Origin of the sequence: Halomonas sp. BL6, assembly GCF_006228115.1 — a bacterium.
Classification (GTDB): domain Bacteria; phylum Pseudomonadota; class Gammaproteobacteria; order Pseudomonadales; family Halomonadaceae; genus Vreelandella; species Vreelandella piezotolerans.
In genome coordinates, this window is sequence record NZ_VDGL01000002.1 from 482744 (window position 1) to 500817 (window position 18074).

The window sequence follows — 18074 nt, forward strand, 5'->3', positions numbered from 1 at the left end:
GCGTCAGGCGCTTATCTAAATGGGGTAATGGCGCGGGCCAAGCTGCAGGGTCATCCAGCGCAGGTCGGTGAACTCCTCAATTCCGGCCTTACCGCCAAAGCGCCCATAGCCGCTCGACTTAACGCCGCCAAAGGGCATCTGGGGCTCGTCGTGCACGGTGGGGGCGTTGATGTGGCAAATACCCGACTCAATGCGCTGGGCAAACTGCATCGCCCTGGCGGTGTCGCGGCTGAAGACGGCGGCCGAAAGGCCATATTCGCTATCGTTTGCCACGCGCAGGGCTTCCTCTTCATCCTTGACGCGCATCATCGCTACCACCGGGCCAAACGACTCTTCGCCATACAGGCGCATCGCCTTGGTCACCCCGTCCACCACGGTGGGCTGCATGATGACGCCTTCGGCCTGACCACCGCAGGCGATACGAGCGCCATGCTGCTGGGCGTCGTCCAGCAGGGCGTTGAGCTTCTCGCCCGATTCGCGATTGATCAGCGTACCCAGCGCATTGCCTTCACCACGTGGATCACCCGCGCGCAGCGTTTGCGCCTTGCGAGCCAGCTTGTCGACGAAGGCGTCGGCGACCGCATCCACCACGATCAACCGTTCGGTGGACATACAGATCTGCCCCTGGTTGAAGAAGGCGCCAAAGGCGGCGGCCTCTACGGCAGCGTCCAGATCGGCATCGTCAAGCACCACGAACGGCGCTTTACCGCCTAGCTCCAGCAAGACCGGCTTGAGATGACGCGCTGCTTTTTCGGCAATGATGCGCCCCACCTGGGTAGAGCCGGTGAAATTGATACGCCGTACGGCGTGGTGCTCGATCAGCGCCTCGACGACTTCGGCGGCCTGTGGCGGCGCATTGGTCACCACGTTGACGATGCCATCGCCCAACCCCGCCTCGATCAACACCTCCCCTATCAGGTGGTGGGTCGCGGGGCACTGTTCCGAGGCCTTGAGAATCACCGTGTTGCCACACGCCAGCGGGGTGGCAATGGCCCGGGTACCCAAAATGATCGGCGCGTTCCAGGGAGCGATCCCGACCACCACGCCGCAGGGAACCCGCACGCCCATCGCCAGGTTATCGGGCACGTTGGAAGGGATGACCTCGCCATTCACTTGCGTGGTCAGCGACGCCGCCTCGCGCAGGATGTTGGCGGCGACCATGACATTGAAGCCCGCCCAACCCGGCGTGGCGCCGGTTTCGTCCACCATGCGCTCGATGAAGTCGGCCTGGCGCGCCTCCATGATCTCGGCCGCCTTGAGCAGCTTGGCGCGCTTTTCGCCGGGGCCGGTCGCTGACCAGGCCGGAAAGGCCTTAGCCGCCGCTTCAACCGCCCGAACCGCATCGCCAGCGGATGCCGCCGCAGCCTGGGTGACAACATTACCGGTGAGAGGGTTGGTTCGAGTAAAGGTCGCGCCTTGGTGAGCAGCACACTGCTCACTACCCATTAAAAGATGAAGCTCCATGATCTGACTCTCCTCAAAAGGGTGGTCGAGTATTGTTATAAAGCCCTTACCGCTGATAGCTCTCCAACCCCGGCTTGATGCTCTTGTCATCGAGGAACTGTTTAAGCCCTTGGGCGCGACCCTGCTCCGGGTCAAGCTGCTGTGCCTGATCGAGCTTGGCGTAGAGGTACTCTTCGTTCTGCTCCCAGGTCAGTTCGCGGCACATTTTGAAGCCAGTCTTGGCAGCACGCAGCACAACGGGGTTCTTATCACGCAGCGTAGCGGCTAACTCGCGGGTGGCTTCGCGTAGCTCGGAGAGCGGCACACTTCTATTAACCAGTCCCATTTTGGCTGCCTGGGTGCCGGTAAAGGTTTCCCCGGTCATGATGTAGTAGAGCGCTTCCCGGTGGCCCACGGTATCGGCCATGGCTTTACTCACCAGGTTACCGGGAGGGATACCCCAGTTGATTTCGGAGAGACCAAACACCGACTCATCGGCGGCAATCGCCAAGTCACAGGCCACTAGTGGCGAGAAAGCCCCACCAAAGCACCATCCATTGACCATCGCGATGGTGGGCTTGGCGTAGTGGCGCAGCAGCTTCCACTGCCAGGTAGAGGCATCACGCCGCACCTTGACTTGCACGATCTCGGGGCTGGCATCGATCTCGCGGAAGTACTCTTTGAGATCCATACCGGCCGAAAAGGATTCACCCTCGCCGGTCAATACCAACACGTGGGCCTCTTGATCCAGTTCGATGGTCTCCAGCACTTCGGTCATTTCACGGTTAAGCGTTGGGCTCATGGCGTTGCGCTTTTCAGGCCGATTCAACGTCACCCAGGCAATACCCTCTTCAACGTTAACTTTTACGGTTTGCCAGCGATCTTGGTAGTTACTCATCTCTTGCTCCTTGGGTTTTATCAAACGGCTTATTCAAACGTTAATGTTTAAGCATCTACTCAGCGGTGAACTGGTCGATTAACTGTCGGGCGTCGTTATATAGCGCTTCACCATCGAGCCCTTTCTCTTCGGCATCGGCGATCCACTCATCAGCCACTTCCTGTCCCACGGCTTGCCAACGGGCAGTCTCTTCACTATCTAACTGGGTAATCGTGCCGGGCTGTTCGCCATCCTGAATGGCCTGGATCTGCACCTGGTCAGCGTCATCCATGATCTGACCAATTTTGCGGGCCTCTTGGATGCCGGAATGAGCGTCGATAATCGCTTGTAGATCGGCGGGCAGCGCGTCGTATTTACGCTGGTTCATGGCGACGATCATCATCGTGGTATAGAGCGCATGATCACCGCTGAAAACCGTATGTTCGGTGGTAATATCCGCTAATCCCATGGCGGTAATCGCTTCGAAAGGGATCACCGTTCCATCCAATACTCCCCGTGATAACGCCTCCAGTGCCTGGGCGACGGGCATACCAATGGGCTCAGCGCCCAATTTGGCAAGATAGCGATTCACCAAGCGGCTGGGGCCGCGCATCTTGAGCCCCTCTATGTCGTCGAGCGATTCGATGCGCGTCTCTTTGGTGTGCAGCGCCCCTGGGCTATGGGTATGGACGGCGATGGGGTATACGCCCTCTAACTCATCCTGCATGTGCGTCATTGCATACTCATGGGCGGCCTGGCTTGTCGCAGCACCGGTGGTGGGTACAAACGGCAAGTCGAAGACCTCTGCCCTAGGGAAGCGACCCGCGTTATAGCCCAGCACCGTCCAGATAATATCCACCTGGCCGTCTTTCGCTTGGTCATAGAGCGACGGGGGCGTACCGCCCAGTTGCATCGAGGGGTACAGTTCAACCTCCAAGCGCCCGTTGGACGCCTCCTCGATGTCCTCTTTCCAGGGAATAAAATACTCCTGGTGAACCGGCGCTGAAGAGGGGAAGAAATGATGCAGCCTCAGCGTGTACTCGGCCTCCTGGGCGCTGGCCTGCCCAGCACTCCACGCCAGTGGTAAAGCGATAGCGAATGCGAGTAAACGCCGGTTTAGTATTGAAGCGGTCTGCTGGATCATCAGAAGTACCTCGTTGTGATTGTTGTTTAAGCGGCTGAGTACAAGGGCTTAATTCACCGCGAATAAATCGATCAACACGTTCTCACGGGTACGCTCGGCAGCGCCGATAAAGATCGTACGTGTTAGCCAGGCGTAGTCTGGGCTGGAGGTATAAAAGCGCGGCGTGGTGTGAAAGTAATACTCATCAGGCGCAACGGGCTCACCGCGCTGAAGGCGCTGCATCACCGCAGCCGCACCGTGCCGAAATCCGGTGTTCTCCACTTCGATGCGCTCGCCACTATCGGTTTCAAGAAAGTAGCGGGCATGCAGTTCGGCCACCCCATCGGTACGCAGGGTCTGCCAATCGCCACCACCAGGCAGAACCATGCCGCTCAACCGCTCACCACGCACCTGACCGCCGGTGATCGCAATGAAGCGACGCTTGCCTTGAGCGTTTTCACCCAGCTCCAGCGGTGCATCGACATCAACCGTTAAGCGCGCGATAAAAGTAGGCGTCGGCATTCGTTGATACGCGCCATGGGACATGTCGAACCTCCTTGCTCAATTGATTAAATAGACGAAGCCAAGCGAGATGGCGGGGAAGAGCACCAGCAAAATAATGCGAATAAGATCGGCCGCTAAAAAAGGCAGGATGCCTTTAAAGGTTTCCGTTAAAGGAATGCGGGGAGCCATGGAGTGAATAATGAAGATGTTCAGCCCGACTGGAGGCGTGATCATGCCAACCTCGACGACCACCAGCGCTAAGATGCCGAACCATATCGCCACATCGGTGGCGGGCATGCCGAAGTCCATCCCGGTGACGATGGGCAGAAAGATAGGCACGGTGAGCAGGATCATCGAGAGGCTGTCCATAAAGCAGCCGAGCACCAAATAGCAGAACAGAATACCCGCCAGCACCACCCAGGGGCTGATTTCGAGCCCTACGATCCAACCAGCAGTCATTTGGGGTAGCTGAGTCAATGCAAGGAAGCTATTGAAGATACTGGCGCCCAGGACGATGAAAAAGATCATCGCCGAGGTCACCGCGGTTTCAAGGACACAGTCCCGCAGGCCGTTCCAGCGCAGCCCACCTCGTGTTATTGCCAGGGTACCGGTGGAGACCGCACCGACGGCGGCGGCTTCGGTAGGCGTAAAGATACCGGTATAGATGCCCCCAATCACCACGATAAAGATCGCCGCGCCAGGCCATACCTCTAGTAGTGAGCGCCAGCGCTCGCCGCGAGAGGCTTTTGCCTTGCTCGGTGCACTGTCAGGAAAAAAGCGCACATAAAGCGAGATGGCCAACATATAGCTGAATACCGCTAGCAAACCCGGCACGAGGGCAGCGGCAAACATTTCGTTAATGTTTTGTTCGGCTAAAATGGCGTAGATCACCAGCACCACCGAGGGAGGAATCAAAATACCCAGGGTGCCGCCCGCGGCCAAGGCGCCAGTCGCCAGGCTACCGCGGTAGCCTTGCCGCTCCATCTCGGGAAGCGCCACTTGGGTCATGGTGGCGGCGGTCGCCAGCGACGAGCCGCAAATGGCACCAAATGCACCGCAGGCGCCAATCGTCGACATCGCTAGCCCACCGCGACGATGGCCCAGCCAGTCGTTGGCTGCCTGAAACATGGCTCGAGAAAGACCGGCTCTCGCCGCGAACTGCCCCATCAGCAGAAATAGTGGAATGATGGAGAGTGTATGGCTGGAAAAGTGCTCGTAAGGCAGCGACTTCAAGCCATTTAGAATGCCCATCGGGCCGGTGATCAGCATCATACCTACGGCGCCCACCACCAGCATGGCCAGGCCGATAGGAATACGCGCCGCCATCATAAAGAGCAGCACTACAAAACCGCTAGCGCCCAACGTGAGAGGTGTCATCACATACCTCCCTGATCGGCATTTTCTTGCGCCGAATCGCTCTGCGGCGGGGTATACGTAAAGGCATTGCAGGTGCGATAGAGACATACCAGCGTCAATAGCGCGAAACCCACCAGGCCGCCGACATACCCCCACCAGAGCGGTATATCCAGCAACATGCTGGTTTCCATATAGCGGCGTTTATCGAGCAAGCCGTGATAGAGGCGCCAAGTCATCAACCCTGCCACTACCAAAAACAGCGTTTCGGCGACAACGGCAAGCAAGCGTTGCATCATGGCCGGCGCATGCATGACCAGTAGATCCACCGTGACATGCCCACCGCGAAGATGGCAGTAAGGTAGAAATAGAAAAACGGCAATGGCCGTGCCCATTTCCACTAGCTCATAATCGCCGGTGATGGGCCCCACCCACGCCAGCATAGCGATATCGCTTAATACTGGCGCACCGGCTACCCACCGACCAAGAATGCTAACGACGGTGATGATAGCGAGTGCAGTGATCATTAATCCGCCGCTTATCGCGGCAACCCTACAGGGAATCTCAAGGCTACGGCGCATCCATGCAGTGCCGATTGTCGGAACCGTCGCTAAGCTGCTCATCGCTTCGTCTCTTGTTTTTGGAGTTCGCTGTCTGGTAGAGCCTACCTGGCACTACGCACCACCAGGTCTTCGCACCAAACTAGTTATACAACACAATTAAATACCTTTGAGAGAGCATGCAAGCGTTACCGACAAAAATGCGCCTAAAGTTTTATTCCTCGCTGGTTTCCGGAGCGTATATTTTCACTAAAAGAGACAGTAGCTGGCGCCTTTCTATTTCACTAAGTGATTGAGTTGCATGTATATCACTCTGCTCAGCTAGCGCTTTTAGCTGCTCGGTCAGAGCTTCTCCCTTCTTGCTAAGAAAAATCCCGTGAGAGCGCTTGTCCCTCTTACATCTCACCCGCAAAGCCAGCCCCCTTTCCTCAAGATGATTTATGAGGCTAACGACCCTAGGTGGATCAATATCCAGCATCTTGGCCAAATTAGTCTGGGTGATACCTGGATACCCCTCGATCACTACGAGCGAAGAGAACTGCGCAGGGCGTATCTCATGCTCCTGCATGGCCTCGTTAAAATGCTTGAAAACAGTAAGCTGCGCTCTTCTCAGGGCGTAACCAAGACGATTTTCGAGCACTAGCCCGGCAACGGAAGTCGGCTCTTTTTCGTCGGGCTCGACTTGCTGGATCGACGTGCTCTTCTTAGATATGGACATACGCTACTTCCTATCTCGTTCGAATAATTACAACTATGGTCTTAAATACGCATCCTAGCCAACCAATTAGTTAACAACTATAACTATATTCGCCAAGATGAACGTACACAACAAATCCAAGATCGTTTGCTATGGAGCCGCTCATGCCCCTCCCCCCTGCGCTGACCGACACGTTAAAAGAGCATCGCCTAAATGGTGGCGACGCTCCCGCTTACCCACACGGCATGACCCAGCGCCTTGCCCACTGGTCCAACAAAACACCCCTGAATATTTTTTTGGGCGAACGAGAAAAGGGCCAGCACAAGTGGCGAACGCTCACCTTTGGTGAAGCAATGCCACAGGTGATCCGTCTGGCACAAGCACTGATTGATCATGGCCTGTCGACGGAGCGCCCACTGATGGTGCTGTCGGGAAATAGCATCGAGCATGCTCTGCTTGCCTGTGCCGCCATGCATGTGGGTATTCCCTACGTGCCGGTGTCACCCTCTTACGCGCTGCTATCAGAAGATTTCGTTAAGCTGCGACACACGGTGGAGCTGGTGACCCCAGGAATGCTATTTGTCGATGAGGAGGCGCGCTTCAGCCGGGCATTGACGGCCGTTTGCAATGATGACGTTACCTGTGTAGCCAAGATACCTGCCCAACGAGCCCTGGCCCTTGGCTCACTCACCGCGACGCTAGCCACTGACGAGGTGGATGATGCCCACGCAAACGTGACGCCTGACACGATCGCCAAACTACTGTTTACCTCAGGGTCGACGGGTATGCCCAAAGCGGTGATCAATACTCACCGTATGCTGTGTAGCAATCAAGCCATGCTAGCGAAACAGCTGAGCTTTCTAGAGCAGCACACCCCGGTGTTAGTCGACTGGCTGCCCTGGCACCACACCTTCGGCGGCAATACGATTTTGGGGATGGCGATCCATAACGGCGGGGCTTTATACATTGATGATGGCAACCCCACCGCTCAGGGGGTGCAGCGAACCATCGAGAACCTGCGCGAGATATCGCCCACATTTTACTGCAATGTTCCCAAGGGATTCGAAGCGCTGGTGGAGCATTTGCGCAACGATGATTTCCTGCGCGAGGCCTTTTTCCGCGACCTGAAAATGCTGCATTTCGGGGGCGCCGTGCTTCCCGCCCATGTGCGCACCGCTCTGGCAACGCTCGGTAAACAGACGCTCGGAGCTGCCGTTCCCATGCTGACAGGACTGGGCTCTACCGAAGCATGCCTGGCTTTTTGCACCGAAGAGCCTAGCGACACACCGGGCTTGATCGGTAAGCCTGTGCCAGGCATGGCGCTGAAACTGGTGGCGACGGACGATAAGTGGGAGGCGCGCCTCAAGGGCCTCAACATCACACCAGGTTACTGGCGCGACAAACAGCGAACTAGCGAAGCGTTTGACCACGAAGGTTACTACTGTACCGGAGATGCCATGCGTCTCGTTGATCCCAATCACCCTGAACGGGGACTCATCTTTGACGGTCGTCTAAGCGAGAATTTCAAACTGGTGACCGGCACCTGGGTCAATGTGGGCACCCTGCGACTGCACCTTGTGGAACACTTCGCACCGCTGATACAGGACGTCGTGGTGGTCGGCGAAGGGCGCGACTACCTGACGGGTATCGTCGTGCTGAACCTTACCGCCTGTGAGCAGCAACTGGGCAAAGTGGGCACACCTCTTGATACTCTGGCCTCAGACGCCGGCCTGCATGAGTGGTTCGCACAGCGCCTGATCACTCACTGCCGCGGCCAGTCAAGTTCCATGCGGCTGGAGCGCCTGCTAATACTCAATCAACCGCTCTCCATTGACCGTGGGGAGCTGACCGACAAAGGCTCGGTAAACCAACGACTTGTGCGCGAGCGCTACTCGGATCTCGTGGCCAGCCTATACGCAGAGCCCCCCCAGGATCCGCGCATTATCCTATCCCCGACTCACTCAGCCTCTTAATAGCAGGACTTTTTATCACCAGTCCTTTCAACATCAGAACGATAGCCACCACGACTGGAGCGCATGGGCGGCCTTTTGCCGCTCGCTACGTAATTTGGGGAGAATATCGATGACACGCGGACACTATACGGCATTCGAGGATACCCATTTAGTTGCCGCTGTACGCACGCCGTTCACCGACTTGAAAGGTGTGATGGGGGCGGTCTCGCCCACTGACCTGGGCATCAAGGTTGCCAAGGAAGTGCTCAGCGTGAGCAGTTTCGCACCGGCAGACGTTGATTCGGTAATCGCCGGATCCGTGGCCCAAGCGAGTTTCGACGCCTACTTACTCCCTCGTCATATTGGACTGTATGCGGGCGTCCCTCGGGAAGTGCCTGCCCTGCACGCTCAGCGCGTCTGCGGTACCGGCTTTGAATTGTTGAAACAAGCCGCAGAACAGATTGCGCTCGGACAAGCCGAATGTGTGCTGTGCGTCGGCACGGAATCCATGACCCGCAATCCGATTGCAGCCTACACCCATCGCGACGGATTTGGGCTGGGCGCATCGGTAGCCTTCAAAGACTTCCTATGGGAAGCGCTAATGGATCCGGCACCCAATCTGTCGATGATTCAGACTGCCGAAACATTGGCGCAGCGCTACGCCATCACCCGCGAGCAGGTAGACGCCTACGCTGAGCGCAGCTTCTCACTAGCGGTCGAGGCCCAAGCGCAAGGCACCCTCTCTGCGGAGATCATTGCGGTTGAAAACGAGACCTTCTCCCTCCCCGGCTATAGCGATAGGCGCATTCGGCTACCGCGCAACATCACCAGCGTCAACCAGGATACCCATATTCGGCCTTCGCCTCGACAGGTGTTGAGCCAATTATCGCCAGTATATGCTGGGGGTCTCCAAACGGCAGGCAACAGCGCCGCCGTTGTCGACGGCGCTGCAGCGGCGCTGGTCATGGCAGGTCCCCACGCAGCCAGATCATCTCTAGCGCGCCTATGCGCCACGGCCGTGGTAGGCGTAGCCCCCGAGATCATGGGCATGGGACCCGCCCCCGCCATTCGGCTGCTGCTGGAGCGTAGCGACCTCACACTCAACGATATTGACCGAATAGAGATCAATGAAGCTCAGGGTGCCCAAGTGCTCGCTGTCGCCCGTGAGCTGGATCTCGACCTGGCCAAGCTCAACGTACAGGGTGGTGCTATCGCCATCGGCCACCCATTGGCCGCTACGGGTTTGCGCTTGGCGATGACACTAGCCCGGCAGCTCAAACGTGATGGCTTGCGCTACGGCATAGCGGCAGCTTGCATTGGCGGAGGCCAAGGCATGGCCATCCTGCTGGAACACTCAACCGTATAAGCCACACGTTGAGAGCGTAAAATACGCCCTTTTGCGCCGCGGGATAAAACAGGCTAGTGCATATGTGGCCCAAAAAAGGCTGGCAGAGCGCCAGCCTAAAGCGTGATCGAAACAGCAGCACGGCATTTCCTCACGGGAATGCTTAGAGCGCTAGAACTGGAAGGTGGCACTCGCTTGAAAGCGACTCGCATCGTTGGAGACACCATTCACCTGCTCGATATCCGCATGCTGGTACTCAAGACCGACTGACATACGCTCGGTAACATCCCAAATCACATTGGCAAACCCATAGTCGAGGGTTTCAAAATGATTGCCATAAGCGGCGGGTAAGTCTTGCTCAAGCCGCGAAACCCCCACAGAGCTGAACCAGCTATCCGTCCAGTAGTGATTAAGCGAGAGACCAAATGCCTGCGTTTCGATCGTTTCAAGGCTGTTACCCTGCACATAGACATCAGGTGCGTTGCGGTGCCCTATGTTGCCGGGATTGCCCATATAGTTACCGATACCCTCACCGTAGGTGGCACTGCCGCGCAAGCTGGTTGACGCATTAAAGGGCAAATTGAACTGCGCCTGCACGCCGTACCCGGTGACGTCGTCATCAAGGGTATTGGTGATGTTATTGGTCGAAAGCTGACGCGCTATCCCGGAGATCGCGAATAAACGCTTATATTCATAGCGCAGCGTCAAATCGGGAAGCTGGCTTTCCCCATCAGCTACTGAAGCATCATTGCGGGCAATGACCGTGGTGGGGTTTTCCAAGGCAACAGAGAAACTCCCCTCCCCGACAGGCTGCGTATAGCGCAGCTGAGCCTGCCGCTCAAAGGCGTAGCCCTTAGGATCCCCTAGTGCCAGGGTGCGTGTGCCGCCCACGAAGCTCATGAAATTTGACCATGTTTGCCCGGCGAGAAAACCATTCAGCTCGCCATACGCATGGCGCAGCCCGAACTTACCATCGGGCACAAAATGCCCTTCGAAGTAAGTGGTTAAACGCCCATAGTCAGTGGCGGTGTGGGTACGGAAATTCAGGCGAGACTCATAGGCTGTAAAGCTGGTTCGACCATCGGTTCGATTACCCGGATTCATAACGGCGTAAGGATCCGTTGATGTGCCCAGGTCATAGTCGAAGTCGTAAAACGCATCGAGCTTGACGTACCCGCCAAAGGCGATATCGGTTTGGGTGCCTGGAATATTCATCGTTGATCGATGATTCCAGGGTGGGCCGACACGGCTTGGTTCACCGGTCACAACAGGCTGTCCAGCCTCTACCACATCAAACGCATGAGCTTGGGCAGCAAGCGCACAGGGAGCGAGAAGGGCGCATGCAACAAAGTGATTAATTTTCATTGTTTGTCTCTGCTTTGGTCGTAGTGGTTAGTTGTAATTGTTCTTAATGCGAACGCTGATCCGCACTACGTACCAAAGTTGCCAAAAAACATAATCATGTCAATTAAAATTGAGAAAACCATCCAAATAAAAATATAAACCATTGATTTTAAATATTTTATATAAATTAATACTTTTGTTTAATTACATATTACAACTAAAGAATCCACCTTTTTATCTAGTACCCGCCAGCAGCTCAGGGTAACGCAGCCCAATCAGCGCATGTTCACGCATCAGCATTTCTGCTCTCGCTCCCTCTCCTTGGCTAAGCGCTTGAAATATAAGCTCATGATGGAGTTGCGCTAACTGTAGCTTTTTAAACTCTCGCTCTAAGTCATCGCGATCAATGATGATGGAGTCAGCGGCGGCAAAGGGTAGATGATTATTTCGTGCAATGGCATCTGCCACGACACCGCTACCGATGGAATGAATGATAATGCTGTGGAAGTGAGCATTAAGCTCACTCCATTGATTGATATCGGACTCTACAAGGTACCCTTTGGCAATTAGCTTTTTTCCTTTTTGGATCCAAAAATTCAATTCCTTATGGACGCTAGGCGGCAGCCCTTGCTCAGCCAGGCGCCGAGCAGCCAGCCCCTCCAGCACCCCACGCACCTCAACCGCACAGTGCACATCTGCTTGGGTAAACTCGCGCACCATAAACCCACGCTTGCCCGCCTGCTGCAGCAACCCCTCCTGTTCCAAAGTTCGAAAAGCCAGCCTTACCGGCGTTCTCGAAACACCCAGCTGCTCCGCAACCGCGACTTCACCAAGGCGCTCCCCTGGAGCATATGCCCCCTCACTGATCAATTTACGCAGCCGACTGACGACACTTCTATCGTTGCTACTCATTTATTTTTTCTCTCATATCAACACTGTTTTACGCTCTATAGACGGGCTCTACGAAAGTATAGGTTGACGACAAAAACCTTCCTAGCCTTTACTTTGGATCCAATAATCATAATGACAAGACTAAACCAAAAAGGAGTTTACCGTGACTCAACAAGCCCCCTTTCCTTTGAATACCTGGTACGTTGCCTGCACCCCCGATGAGCTTACAGAGAAACCGCTCGGGCGAACTATTTGCAACAAGCAACTAGTTTTCTTTCGCGGTGACGAAAACCGTGTGGCCGCCGTCGAGGACTTCTGCCCCCACCGTGGCGCTCCACTCTCTTTGGGCTTTGTACGTGATGGCAAGCTGGTGTGCGGCTACCACGGCCTTGAAATGAACTGCAGCGGTAAATGCGACAGCATGCCCGGCCAGCGGGTTCGCGGCTTTCCAAGCAATCGCGCCTACCCCGTCGAAGAGCGCCACGGCTTTATTTGGATCTGGCCCGGCGACCCCGAGAAAGCGGACGCCGACCTGATTCCCGAGCTGCACTGGGCCAACAACCCGGACTGGGCCTATGGCGGCGGCCTCTACCATATTCAGTGTGAATATCGCCTGATGATCGACAATCTCATGGATCTTACCCACGAGACTTATGTGCACGCCTCCAGCATTGGTCAACCCGAGATAGAAGAAGCGGCACCGGAAACGACGGTTAACGGCGATGAGGTGGTCACCAGCCGCGAGATGGAGAATATACCCGCGCCGCCTTTCTGGCAGGCCGCCCTCAGAGGTAACGGACTTGCTGATGACGTTCCCGTCGACCGCTGGCAAATTTGCCGCTTTACCCCTCCTAGCCATGTGCACATTGATGTCGGTGTGGCCCACGCGGGCAATGGCGGCGCTAAAGCACCGGCAGATGTAAAAGCATCCAGCATCGTGGTCGACTTTATCACTCCGGAGAGCGATACCTCTATCTGGTACTTCTGGGGCATGGCCCGCAACTTCAAGCCGGAAGATCAGGCGCTCACCGACAAGATCCGCGAAGGCCAGGGCAAGATCTTCGAAGAAGACCTCGAAATGCTTGAGGCACAGCAGCGCAACCTGCTCAAATACCCCGACCGCCAGCTGCTAAAGCTCAATATTGACGGCGGGGGCGTACAAGCGCGCCGCATCATTGATCGCATCTTGAAAGAGGAGCAGGCCGAGCAACCCCAGGAGGCCACGGCATGAGCCACCCCTCTCTATCGCTTATCGTCGAGGTAAAAGCTCGTCACGAAGAGGCGCTGGGCATTGCCACCTTCGAGCTTGCCGACCCACACGGTCGACCGCTGCCCCCCTTTAGCGCCGGCGCCCACATTGATGTACAGGTGAAAGAAGGGGTCATCCGGCAATACTCGCTGTGCAACCACTCTGAAGAGCGGGATCGCTACTTGATCGGCGTATTGCGTGATGAGGCCTCCCGAGGAGGCTCCATCGCCATGCACGACGAGATTAAAGTGGGTAGCCTGCTACTCATCAGCGCGCCCAAAAACCACTTCCCGCTCAAACCCGCAAAGCGCACTTACCTACTGGCGGGCGGGATTGGCATCACCCCGCTGCTGTGTATGGCGGAGCGATTGGCGCGCACCGAGGCGGATTTCGAGCTGCATTACTGCGCCCGCTCCGCCGAGCGCATGGCCTTTCGCAAGCGTATCAACACATCGGGTTTCGCCGATAGAGCCTACTTCTACCTGGACGACGACACCGCCTCTCCACGTCTTGATCTGGAAAAACTGCTCAGCGCGCCCAAGGATGACGCCCAGGTCTACGTCTGCGGCCCTAGCGGATTTATTAACGCCGTCTTGTCCACTGGCAAACAGTGCGGCTGGCCAGCCGACCAACTGCATACCGAGTACTTTGCAGGCGCTGAGACAACATCTGCTGATGACGGTAGTTTCGAAGTGCGCATTGCCAGCAGCGGCGCGTCCTTGACCGTGCCTGCCGACAAAACCGTCTACCAAGTGCTGGCGGAAAATGGCATCGACATCATGGTCTCCTGCGAGCAGGGAGTCTGCGGCACCTGCCTTACCCGTGTGCTAGAAGGCGAACCCGACCACCGGGATTTATACCTGGATGACGATGAGCACGCGGCCAACGATCAATTCACGCCCTGCTGCTCCAGGGCCAAGAGCAAAACCCTTGTGCTGGACCTTTAAGCCGTCTCCAGCACCGTTTCAAAAAAGCTGCAAAAACAATCATAAAAACGTGCCCCGTTGACTAGCCATCAGGATAACGACAATGAAAAAAATACCCACTCACCTAGCCAAGGCGACGCTACTTGGCGTGTTCGCCGCTTCATTCATGGCCCCCGCCGTGGAAGCAAGCACTACACTGCGGGTAGCGCATGTCTGGCCGGGCGGCTCCATGATAGACCGTGAGCTGTTTCAGGCCTGGGCTGAAAGCGTCGAAGAGGCGTCGAATGGGGAGTTGAAAGTAGAAGTGTTCCCCAGCCAGACGCTGGCAAAATCGGCTCAAACCTACGAAAGCGCGGTGATGGGCATCGCCGATATAGGCGCTTCCGCCCAGGGCTATACCGCCGGCCGCTTTCCGCTCACACAAGTCGTCGAGCTGCCGGGGGTCTCATCGAGCGCCCGCCAAGGAGCCTGCATACTCCAGTCGCTTTACGATCAGGGGCATTTTGAGCAGGAGTACGCCGATACACGCCCGTTGTTCCTGTTTACCACCGGCCCCGGTTACCTGCATACCAAAAACCAGCTGATTGAAACACCGGCGGATCTTGAGGGCCTTCGCCTACGCCGCCCCACGCCCGTGGTGGGTGATATGTTTGAACGCTTAGGTGCCCAGGCGGTGGGCATGCCAGCACCGGATGTGTTTACCTCCATGCAGCGCGGCGGCGTCGACGGACTCAGTTTCAACTGGGAAGGCATGAAGACTTTCCGGCTGAATGAACTGGCGCAGTACCACACTGAAGTTCCCCTGTATGACCTTTCCCTGTTCGCCACCATGAGCCAGCGCAGTTACGACAGCCTGCCGGCCGATTTGCAGCAAGTAATCGATGACCACAGCGGCTTGGAATGGTCGCTGCGTGCAGCAGAGGTTTACGACGAGATGATACGCCAAGGCCGTGAAGAAGCCGTTGAAGCGGGGCATGAGTTTGTGGTCATTGAAGACGCCCTGGAAGATCCCGAATGGGGCACGGTGCTGCAGCAAACCATTGATGATTACTTAGATGACATTGGTGGCTCTGCCAACGACATCTACGAAGCTGCGATGGATTTACAGCAAAGTTGCCCGACCTAGGTTTGAATTAATCGCCGTTTTATACATAGCGTATGGGCAGCCAATTGGCTGCCCATATCATTGTGTTCATACCCGCCTGCTTAAAATCAAAAATCAAAAAACACCGTCTCACCCTCACCCTGTAAGCGGATATCCAGCCGGTAACGCACCTTGCTACCCAACTCTTCGCGCTGGGCGATCAGCGTTTGGCGGCGCGTCGGTGACTCGATGCGCGAAAGCACCGGGCACTGAGCGTTCGCTTCGGCCTCATCGTCGAAGTAGAGGCGCGTTTGCAGGTGGATGTTCACTCCACGGGCAAAGAGCGTCAGGTTGATGTGTGGCGCCATCAACTGCCCACTGGGGTGTTTCACCGCGCCGGGCTTGATGGTGGTCAGCGACCACTCGCTGCCGTGATCGAAGGTGGTGGCGGTGCGGCCAAAGCTATTGAACGGCTTGTTCAGGTCATAATCGGCCTGGTAATCACCATTAGCATCGGCTTGCCATGCCTCAATAAACGCATCGCGTACCAGATCGCCGTTGCCGTCGATCACGGTACCTACCACTTCGATATGCTCGCCCTCGGCGTCGGGCTTGGCCATCTCGTTCCAGATTTCTTCGTCGCGCACGGGGTTACCCGCCGCGGCGAGGGCAAGACCGATATGTACGTAGGGGCCAGCCGTTTGCGAGGCGGTTTCCCGCAGCATCAGATCGCTGGCCGGCTGGGTATTGGGCTGAATAGCGGGCTGTTTCATGAGATTCCCCTAGCCTTACTGGTTTTCGAAATAGGTTTGCAGCTCACCGCGCACCACGATGTCAAAACGGTAGGCCAGACAGTCCATCGGCTTGCTATGGGCCATATCGAGCCTTCCGATCATGGTGTCCACCGCGTCGGGGTCCCTGAGTGTGTGCACGATGGGGCACAGGGGAATCAGCGGGTCACCCTCGAAGTACATCTGGGTGATCAGCCGCGTCGAGATCGAAGGCCCGGTGACCGAGACGTGAATATGCGCGGGCCGCCAGCTATTCATATCGTTGGGCCACGGGTAGGGGCCGGGCTTGATGGTGCGAAAACGATAAAAGCCCTGCTCGTCGGTCAAACAGCGCCCTACACCGCCGAAATTAGGGTCCAGCGGTGCCAGGTACTTATCGTTTTTGTGGCGGTAGCGCCCACCGGCGTTGGCCTGCCACATTTCTACCAGGGTGTGCGGTACTGGCTTGCCAAACTGGTCGACCACGCGGCCAAACATGATGATGCGCTCGCCCTGGGGCAGCCCGCCTTGACCTGGATCCTGACGGAAGTTCAGCAGCAGGTCGTTATCGTGGGGTCCCATGCGCAGGTGGCTAAAGTCCGGGCCGGTCAGTTCGGAAGCAGTGGGTTGCTGCATACTCACCAGCGCCTGCTGCGGCGAGCGCGGTACGGAGGTTTTGTAGCCCGGCGCATAGGCGGGCGGATGCCAGTTGCGGTCGCGTGCCACAAAGCGTTTGTTGTCGTGGGTCATCGCCCTTACCTCTTATCCATGATGTTGATTCGCTACTCGCCCCACCCCAGCTCTTTGGCGAGGGCAAAGGCGTGGTTGGCCGCCGGAACGCCGCCGTAAATCGCCACATGCATCAGCACTTGGCGCAGCTCGGCGTCGGTCAGTCCAATCCGCTTGGCGGTTTTCAGGTGCAGCGTGAGCTCTTCGCGACCCAGGGCGGCGAGAATGCCGGTGGTGATCATGCTGCGCTCACGGCGGGTGAGATCGTCGTTGCTCCACAGCTCGCCCCAGGCCAAGCGGGTAATCATCTGCTGGAAGGGCGCATCCAGGCGGTTGGCGTTGGCGGTGGAGCGCGCGACGTGCTCCTCGCCCAATACCTGCTTGCGCGTCTCCAAGCCGGTCGCATAAGCTACGCCGTGGTTGGCCACGTCGCCTAAATCCCTCATTAGTACGGCGAGGAGTTTCTCCGCAAACAGCGCCGGGGCTTCCACCGAAGGCACATGGCCAACGCCGTCAAAAATCTCTAGCGGTGCGCCATCGAGCTCTGTCGCCAGGCCGTCCAGCGTCGCGGGGGGCGTGGCCATATCTTCACTGCCGCCAAACAGCTGCACTTTCGTGCTCTTGCCTGAGAGCTTGCCAGTAAAGGTATCGCGGCCCAGCATTTCGCACAGCTGGGCGTAGGATTCATCGTCGCCACGGCCCATCTGAGTACACCAGCCCGCCTTCAGCGCGGGGCTTGCCTCGAACGCCGCTGGGGCAAACCAGCGCGGCACGATCTCTTCAGACATCGCCGCCAGGCCCTCCTGGCGCACGCGGCCGGCGCGCGTGTTCCAGAGATCCGGGTTGCCGATCACGGCGCCGGTGTTGGTCAGCGTTGCGGAGAACAGGCGGTCGGCATGTTCGGCAATCAGCTGCTGGCCCACTACCCCTCCAATGGAGGTACCGGCAAAGTGAAAGCGCTGCGCGCCCGCCAGGTCTACCAGCGCCAATGCCTCCGCCGCGAGATCAGCAGGGGCGATGCGATCCCCACTCACCGCTTGGCTGGCCCCGTGGCCGGGGAGATCCCAGGTCAGCACCCGATAGCGGGGCAGCAGTGCGGGAATGACGTCATCCCACACCGCTTGGCTCATGCCCAACGGGTGCGCCAGTACGACCAGCGGGTTGCCTTCTGCGCCGAGCAGGCGGTAAGCCACGCCGCGGCCATTGATGGTATGAAATGCCATGACG

Annotated in this window: 17 protein-coding genes; 5 read left to right on the top strand and 12 right to left on the bottom strand. The window is 57.2% G+C overall.

Annotated elements, in window-relative coordinates:
• Positions 1-15: 15 nt before the first annotated feature.
• From FHJ80_RS05805 to FHJ80_RS05835, 7 genes are all read right to left on the bottom strand, one after another.
• Positions 16-1464, bottom strand: coding sequence for an aldehyde dehydrogenase (locus FHJ80_RS05805; protein WP_176558219.1), 1449 nt, complete (start codon positions 1462-1464; stop codon positions 16-18).
• A gap of 46 nt (positions 1465-1510) precedes the next feature.
• A complete protein-coding gene (locus tag FHJ80_RS05810) occupies positions 1511-2341 on the bottom strand; it encodes a p-hydroxycinnamoyl CoA hydratase/lyase (protein ID WP_139526067.1) in 831 nt (276 codons plus the stop codon).
• 55 nt (positions 2342-2396) lie between these two features.
• A complete protein-coding gene (locus FHJ80_RS05815; protein ID WP_139526068.1) occupies positions 2397-3464 on the bottom strand; it encodes a TRAP transporter substrate-binding protein in 1068 nt (355 codons plus the stop codon).
• Between the two features lie 48 nt (positions 3465-3512).
• The gene (locus FHJ80_RS05820) at positions 3513-3989 is read right to left on the bottom strand and encodes a DUF3237 domain-containing protein (protein ID WP_139526069.1); all 477 of its coding nucleotides are present in this window, start codon (positions 3987-3989) and stop codon (positions 3513-3515) included.
• Between the two features lie 15 nt (positions 3990-4004).
• Positions 4005-5324: a TRAP transporter large permease gene (locus FHJ80_RS05825; protein ID WP_139526070.1), complete on the bottom strand. Its 1320-nt coding sequence runs from the start codon at positions 5322-5324 to the stop codon at positions 4005-4007.
• Positions 5324-5827, bottom strand: a complete 504-nt coding sequence (locus FHJ80_RS05830) for a TRAP transporter small permease (RefSeq protein WP_255303882.1) — start codon at positions 5825-5827, stop codon at positions 5324-5326. The genes FHJ80_RS05825 and FHJ80_RS05830 overlap by 1 nt, the downstream gene beginning before the upstream one ends.
• A 247-nt stretch (positions 5828-6074) precedes the next feature.
• Positions 6075-6578 carry a MarR family winged helix-turn-helix transcriptional regulator gene (locus FHJ80_RS05835; protein WP_139526072.1) on the bottom strand — a complete coding sequence of 168 codons (504 nt, stop codon included), beginning with the start codon at positions 6576-6578 and terminating at the stop codon, positions 6075-6077.
• 143 nt (positions 6579-6721) lie between these two features.
• Here FHJ80_RS05835 and FHJ80_RS05840 point away from each other — a divergent pair, with 143 nt between their 5' ends.
• Together FHJ80_RS05840 and FHJ80_RS05845 are read left to right on the top strand one after the other, a co-directional pair.
• Entirely contained in the window at positions 6722-8530 is a 1809-nt protein-coding gene (locus FHJ80_RS05840) for a feruloyl-CoA synthase (protein ID WP_255303883.1), read from the top strand.
• A 109-nt stretch (positions 8531-8639) separates the two neighbouring features.
• A complete protein-coding gene (locus FHJ80_RS05845) occupies positions 8640-9875 on the top strand; it encodes a thiolase family protein (RefSeq protein WP_139526074.1) in 1236 nt (411 codons plus the stop codon).
• Between the two features lie 150 nt (positions 9876-10025).
• On the opposite strand, the gene FHJ80_RS05850 is transcribed toward FHJ80_RS05845, so the two are convergent.
• Positions 10026-11219 (bottom strand): DcaP family trimeric outer membrane transporter, encoded by a 1194-nt coding sequence (locus tag FHJ80_RS05850; RefSeq protein ID WP_139526075.1) that lies wholly within the window; start codon positions 11217-11219, stop codon positions 10026-10028.
• Positions 11220-11432: 213 nt separating this feature from the next.
• Complete coding sequence (locus FHJ80_RS05855) at positions 11433-12110, bottom strand: GntR family transcriptional regulator (protein WP_139526076.1); 678 nt, start codon at positions 12108-12110, stop codon at positions 11433-11435.
• 142 nt (positions 12111-12252) lie between these two features.
• Here FHJ80_RS05855 and FHJ80_RS05860 point away from each other — a divergent pair, with 142 nt between their 5' ends.
• The 3 genes from FHJ80_RS05860 (at position 12253) to FHJ80_RS05870 (ending at position 15390) form a co-directional block, all read left to right on the top strand.
• Positions 12253-13320, top strand: coding sequence for an aromatic ring-hydroxylating dioxygenase subunit alpha (locus tag FHJ80_RS05860; protein WP_139526077.1), 1068 nt, complete (start codon positions 12253-12255; stop codon positions 13318-13320).
• Complete coding sequence (locus FHJ80_RS05865) at positions 13317-14285, top strand: PDR/VanB family oxidoreductase (RefSeq protein ID WP_139526078.1); 969 nt, start codon at positions 13317-13319, stop codon at positions 14283-14285. Before FHJ80_RS05860 ends, FHJ80_RS05865 begins: the two co-directional genes overlap by 4 nt.
• Positions 14286-14367: 82 nt before the next feature.
• Positions 14368-15390: a TRAP transporter substrate-binding protein gene (locus tag FHJ80_RS05870; RefSeq protein WP_139526079.1), complete on the top strand. Its 1023-nt coding sequence runs from the start codon at positions 14368-14370 to the stop codon at positions 15388-15390.
• Between the two features lie 86 nt (positions 15391-15476).
• Here FHJ80_RS05870 and pcaG read toward each other — a convergent pair whose 3' ends face one another.
• From pcaG to FHJ80_RS05885, 3 genes are read right to left on the bottom strand one after another with little or no spacing between them, the layout of a single operon-like run.
• Positions 15477-16121 carry a protocatechuate 3,4-dioxygenase subunit alpha gene (gene pcaG / locus FHJ80_RS05875; RefSeq protein ID WP_176558220.1) on the bottom strand — a complete coding sequence of 215 codons (645 nt, stop codon included), beginning with the start codon at positions 16119-16121 and terminating at the stop codon, positions 15477-15479.
• Between the two features lie 15 nt (positions 16122-16136).
• On the bottom strand, positions 16137-16868 hold the full coding sequence (gene pcaH / locus FHJ80_RS05880) for a protocatechuate 3,4-dioxygenase subunit beta (protein ID WP_139526080.1): 732 nt from the start codon (positions 16866-16868) through the stop codon (positions 16137-16139).
• Between the two features lie 32 nt (positions 16869-16900).
• Positions 16901-18070: an alpha/beta fold hydrolase gene (locus FHJ80_RS05885; protein WP_139526081.1), complete on the bottom strand. Its 1170-nt coding sequence runs from the start codon at positions 18068-18070 to the stop codon at positions 16901-16903.
• Between the last annotated feature and the right edge of the window lie 4 nt (positions 18071-18074).

Excerpts from the sequence above, each read along its gene's own strand:
- FHJ80_RS05850 (WP_139526075.1), bottom strand. The coding sequence starts at position 11,219 with ATGAAAATTAATCACTTTGTTGCATGCGCCCTTCTCGCTCCCTGTGCG.
- FHJ80_RS05845 (WP_139526074.1), top strand. The coding sequence starts at position 8,640 with ATGACACGCGGACACTATACGGCATTCGAGGATACCCATTTAGTTGCC.
- FHJ80_RS05805 (WP_176558219.1), bottom strand. The coding sequence starts at position 1,464 with ATGGAGCTTCATCTTTTAATGGGTAGTGAGCAGTGTGCTGCTCACCAA.
- FHJ80_RS05830 (WP_255303882.1), bottom strand. The coding sequence starts at position 5,827 with ATGATCACTGCACTCGCTATCATCACCGTCGTTAGCATTCTTGGTCGG.
- FHJ80_RS05825 (WP_139526070.1), bottom strand. The coding sequence starts at position 5,324 with ATGACACCTCTCACGTTGGGCGCTAGCGGTTTTGTAGTGCTGCTCTTT.
- FHJ80_RS05835 (WP_139526072.1), bottom strand. The coding sequence starts at position 6,578 with ATGTCCATATCTAAGAAGAGCACGTCGATCCAGCAAGTCGAGCCCGAC.
- FHJ80_RS05865 (WP_139526078.1), top strand. The coding sequence starts at position 13,317 with ATGAGCCACCCCTCTCTATCGCTTATCGTCGAGGTAAAAGCTCGTCAC.
- FHJ80_RS05885 (WP_139526081.1), bottom strand. The coding sequence starts at position 18,070 with ATGGCATTTCATACCATCAATGGCCGCGGCGTGGCTTACCGCCTGCTC.
- FHJ80_RS05855 (WP_139526076.1), bottom strand. The coding sequence starts at position 12,110 with ATGAGTAGCAACGATAGAAGTGTCGTCAGTCGGCTGCGTAAATTGATC.
- pcaG (WP_176558220.1), bottom strand. The coding sequence starts at position 16,121 with ATGAAACAGCCCGCTATTCAGCCCAATACCCAGCCGGCCAGCGATCTG.
- FHJ80_RS05870 (WP_139526079.1), top strand. The coding sequence starts at position 14,368 with ATGAAAAAAATACCCACTCACCTAGCCAAGGCGACGCTACTTGGCGTG.
- pcaH (WP_139526080.1), bottom strand. The coding sequence starts at position 16,868 with ATGACCCACGACAACAAACGCTTTGTGGCACGCGACCGCAACTGGCAT.
- FHJ80_RS05840 (WP_255303883.1), top strand. The coding sequence starts at position 6,722 with ATGCCCCTCCCCCCTGCGCTGACCGACACGTTAAAAGAGCATCGCCTA.
- FHJ80_RS05810 (WP_139526067.1), bottom strand. The coding sequence starts at position 2,341 with ATGAGTAACTACCAAGATCGCTGGCAAACCGTAAAAGTTAACGTTGAA.
- FHJ80_RS05820 (WP_139526069.1), bottom strand. The coding sequence starts at position 3,989 with ATGTCCCATGGCGCGTATCAACGAATGCCGACGCCTACTTTTATCGCG.
- FHJ80_RS05815 (WP_139526068.1), bottom strand. The coding sequence starts at position 3,464 with ATGATCCAGCAGACCGCTTCAATACTAAACCGGCGTTTACTCGCATTC.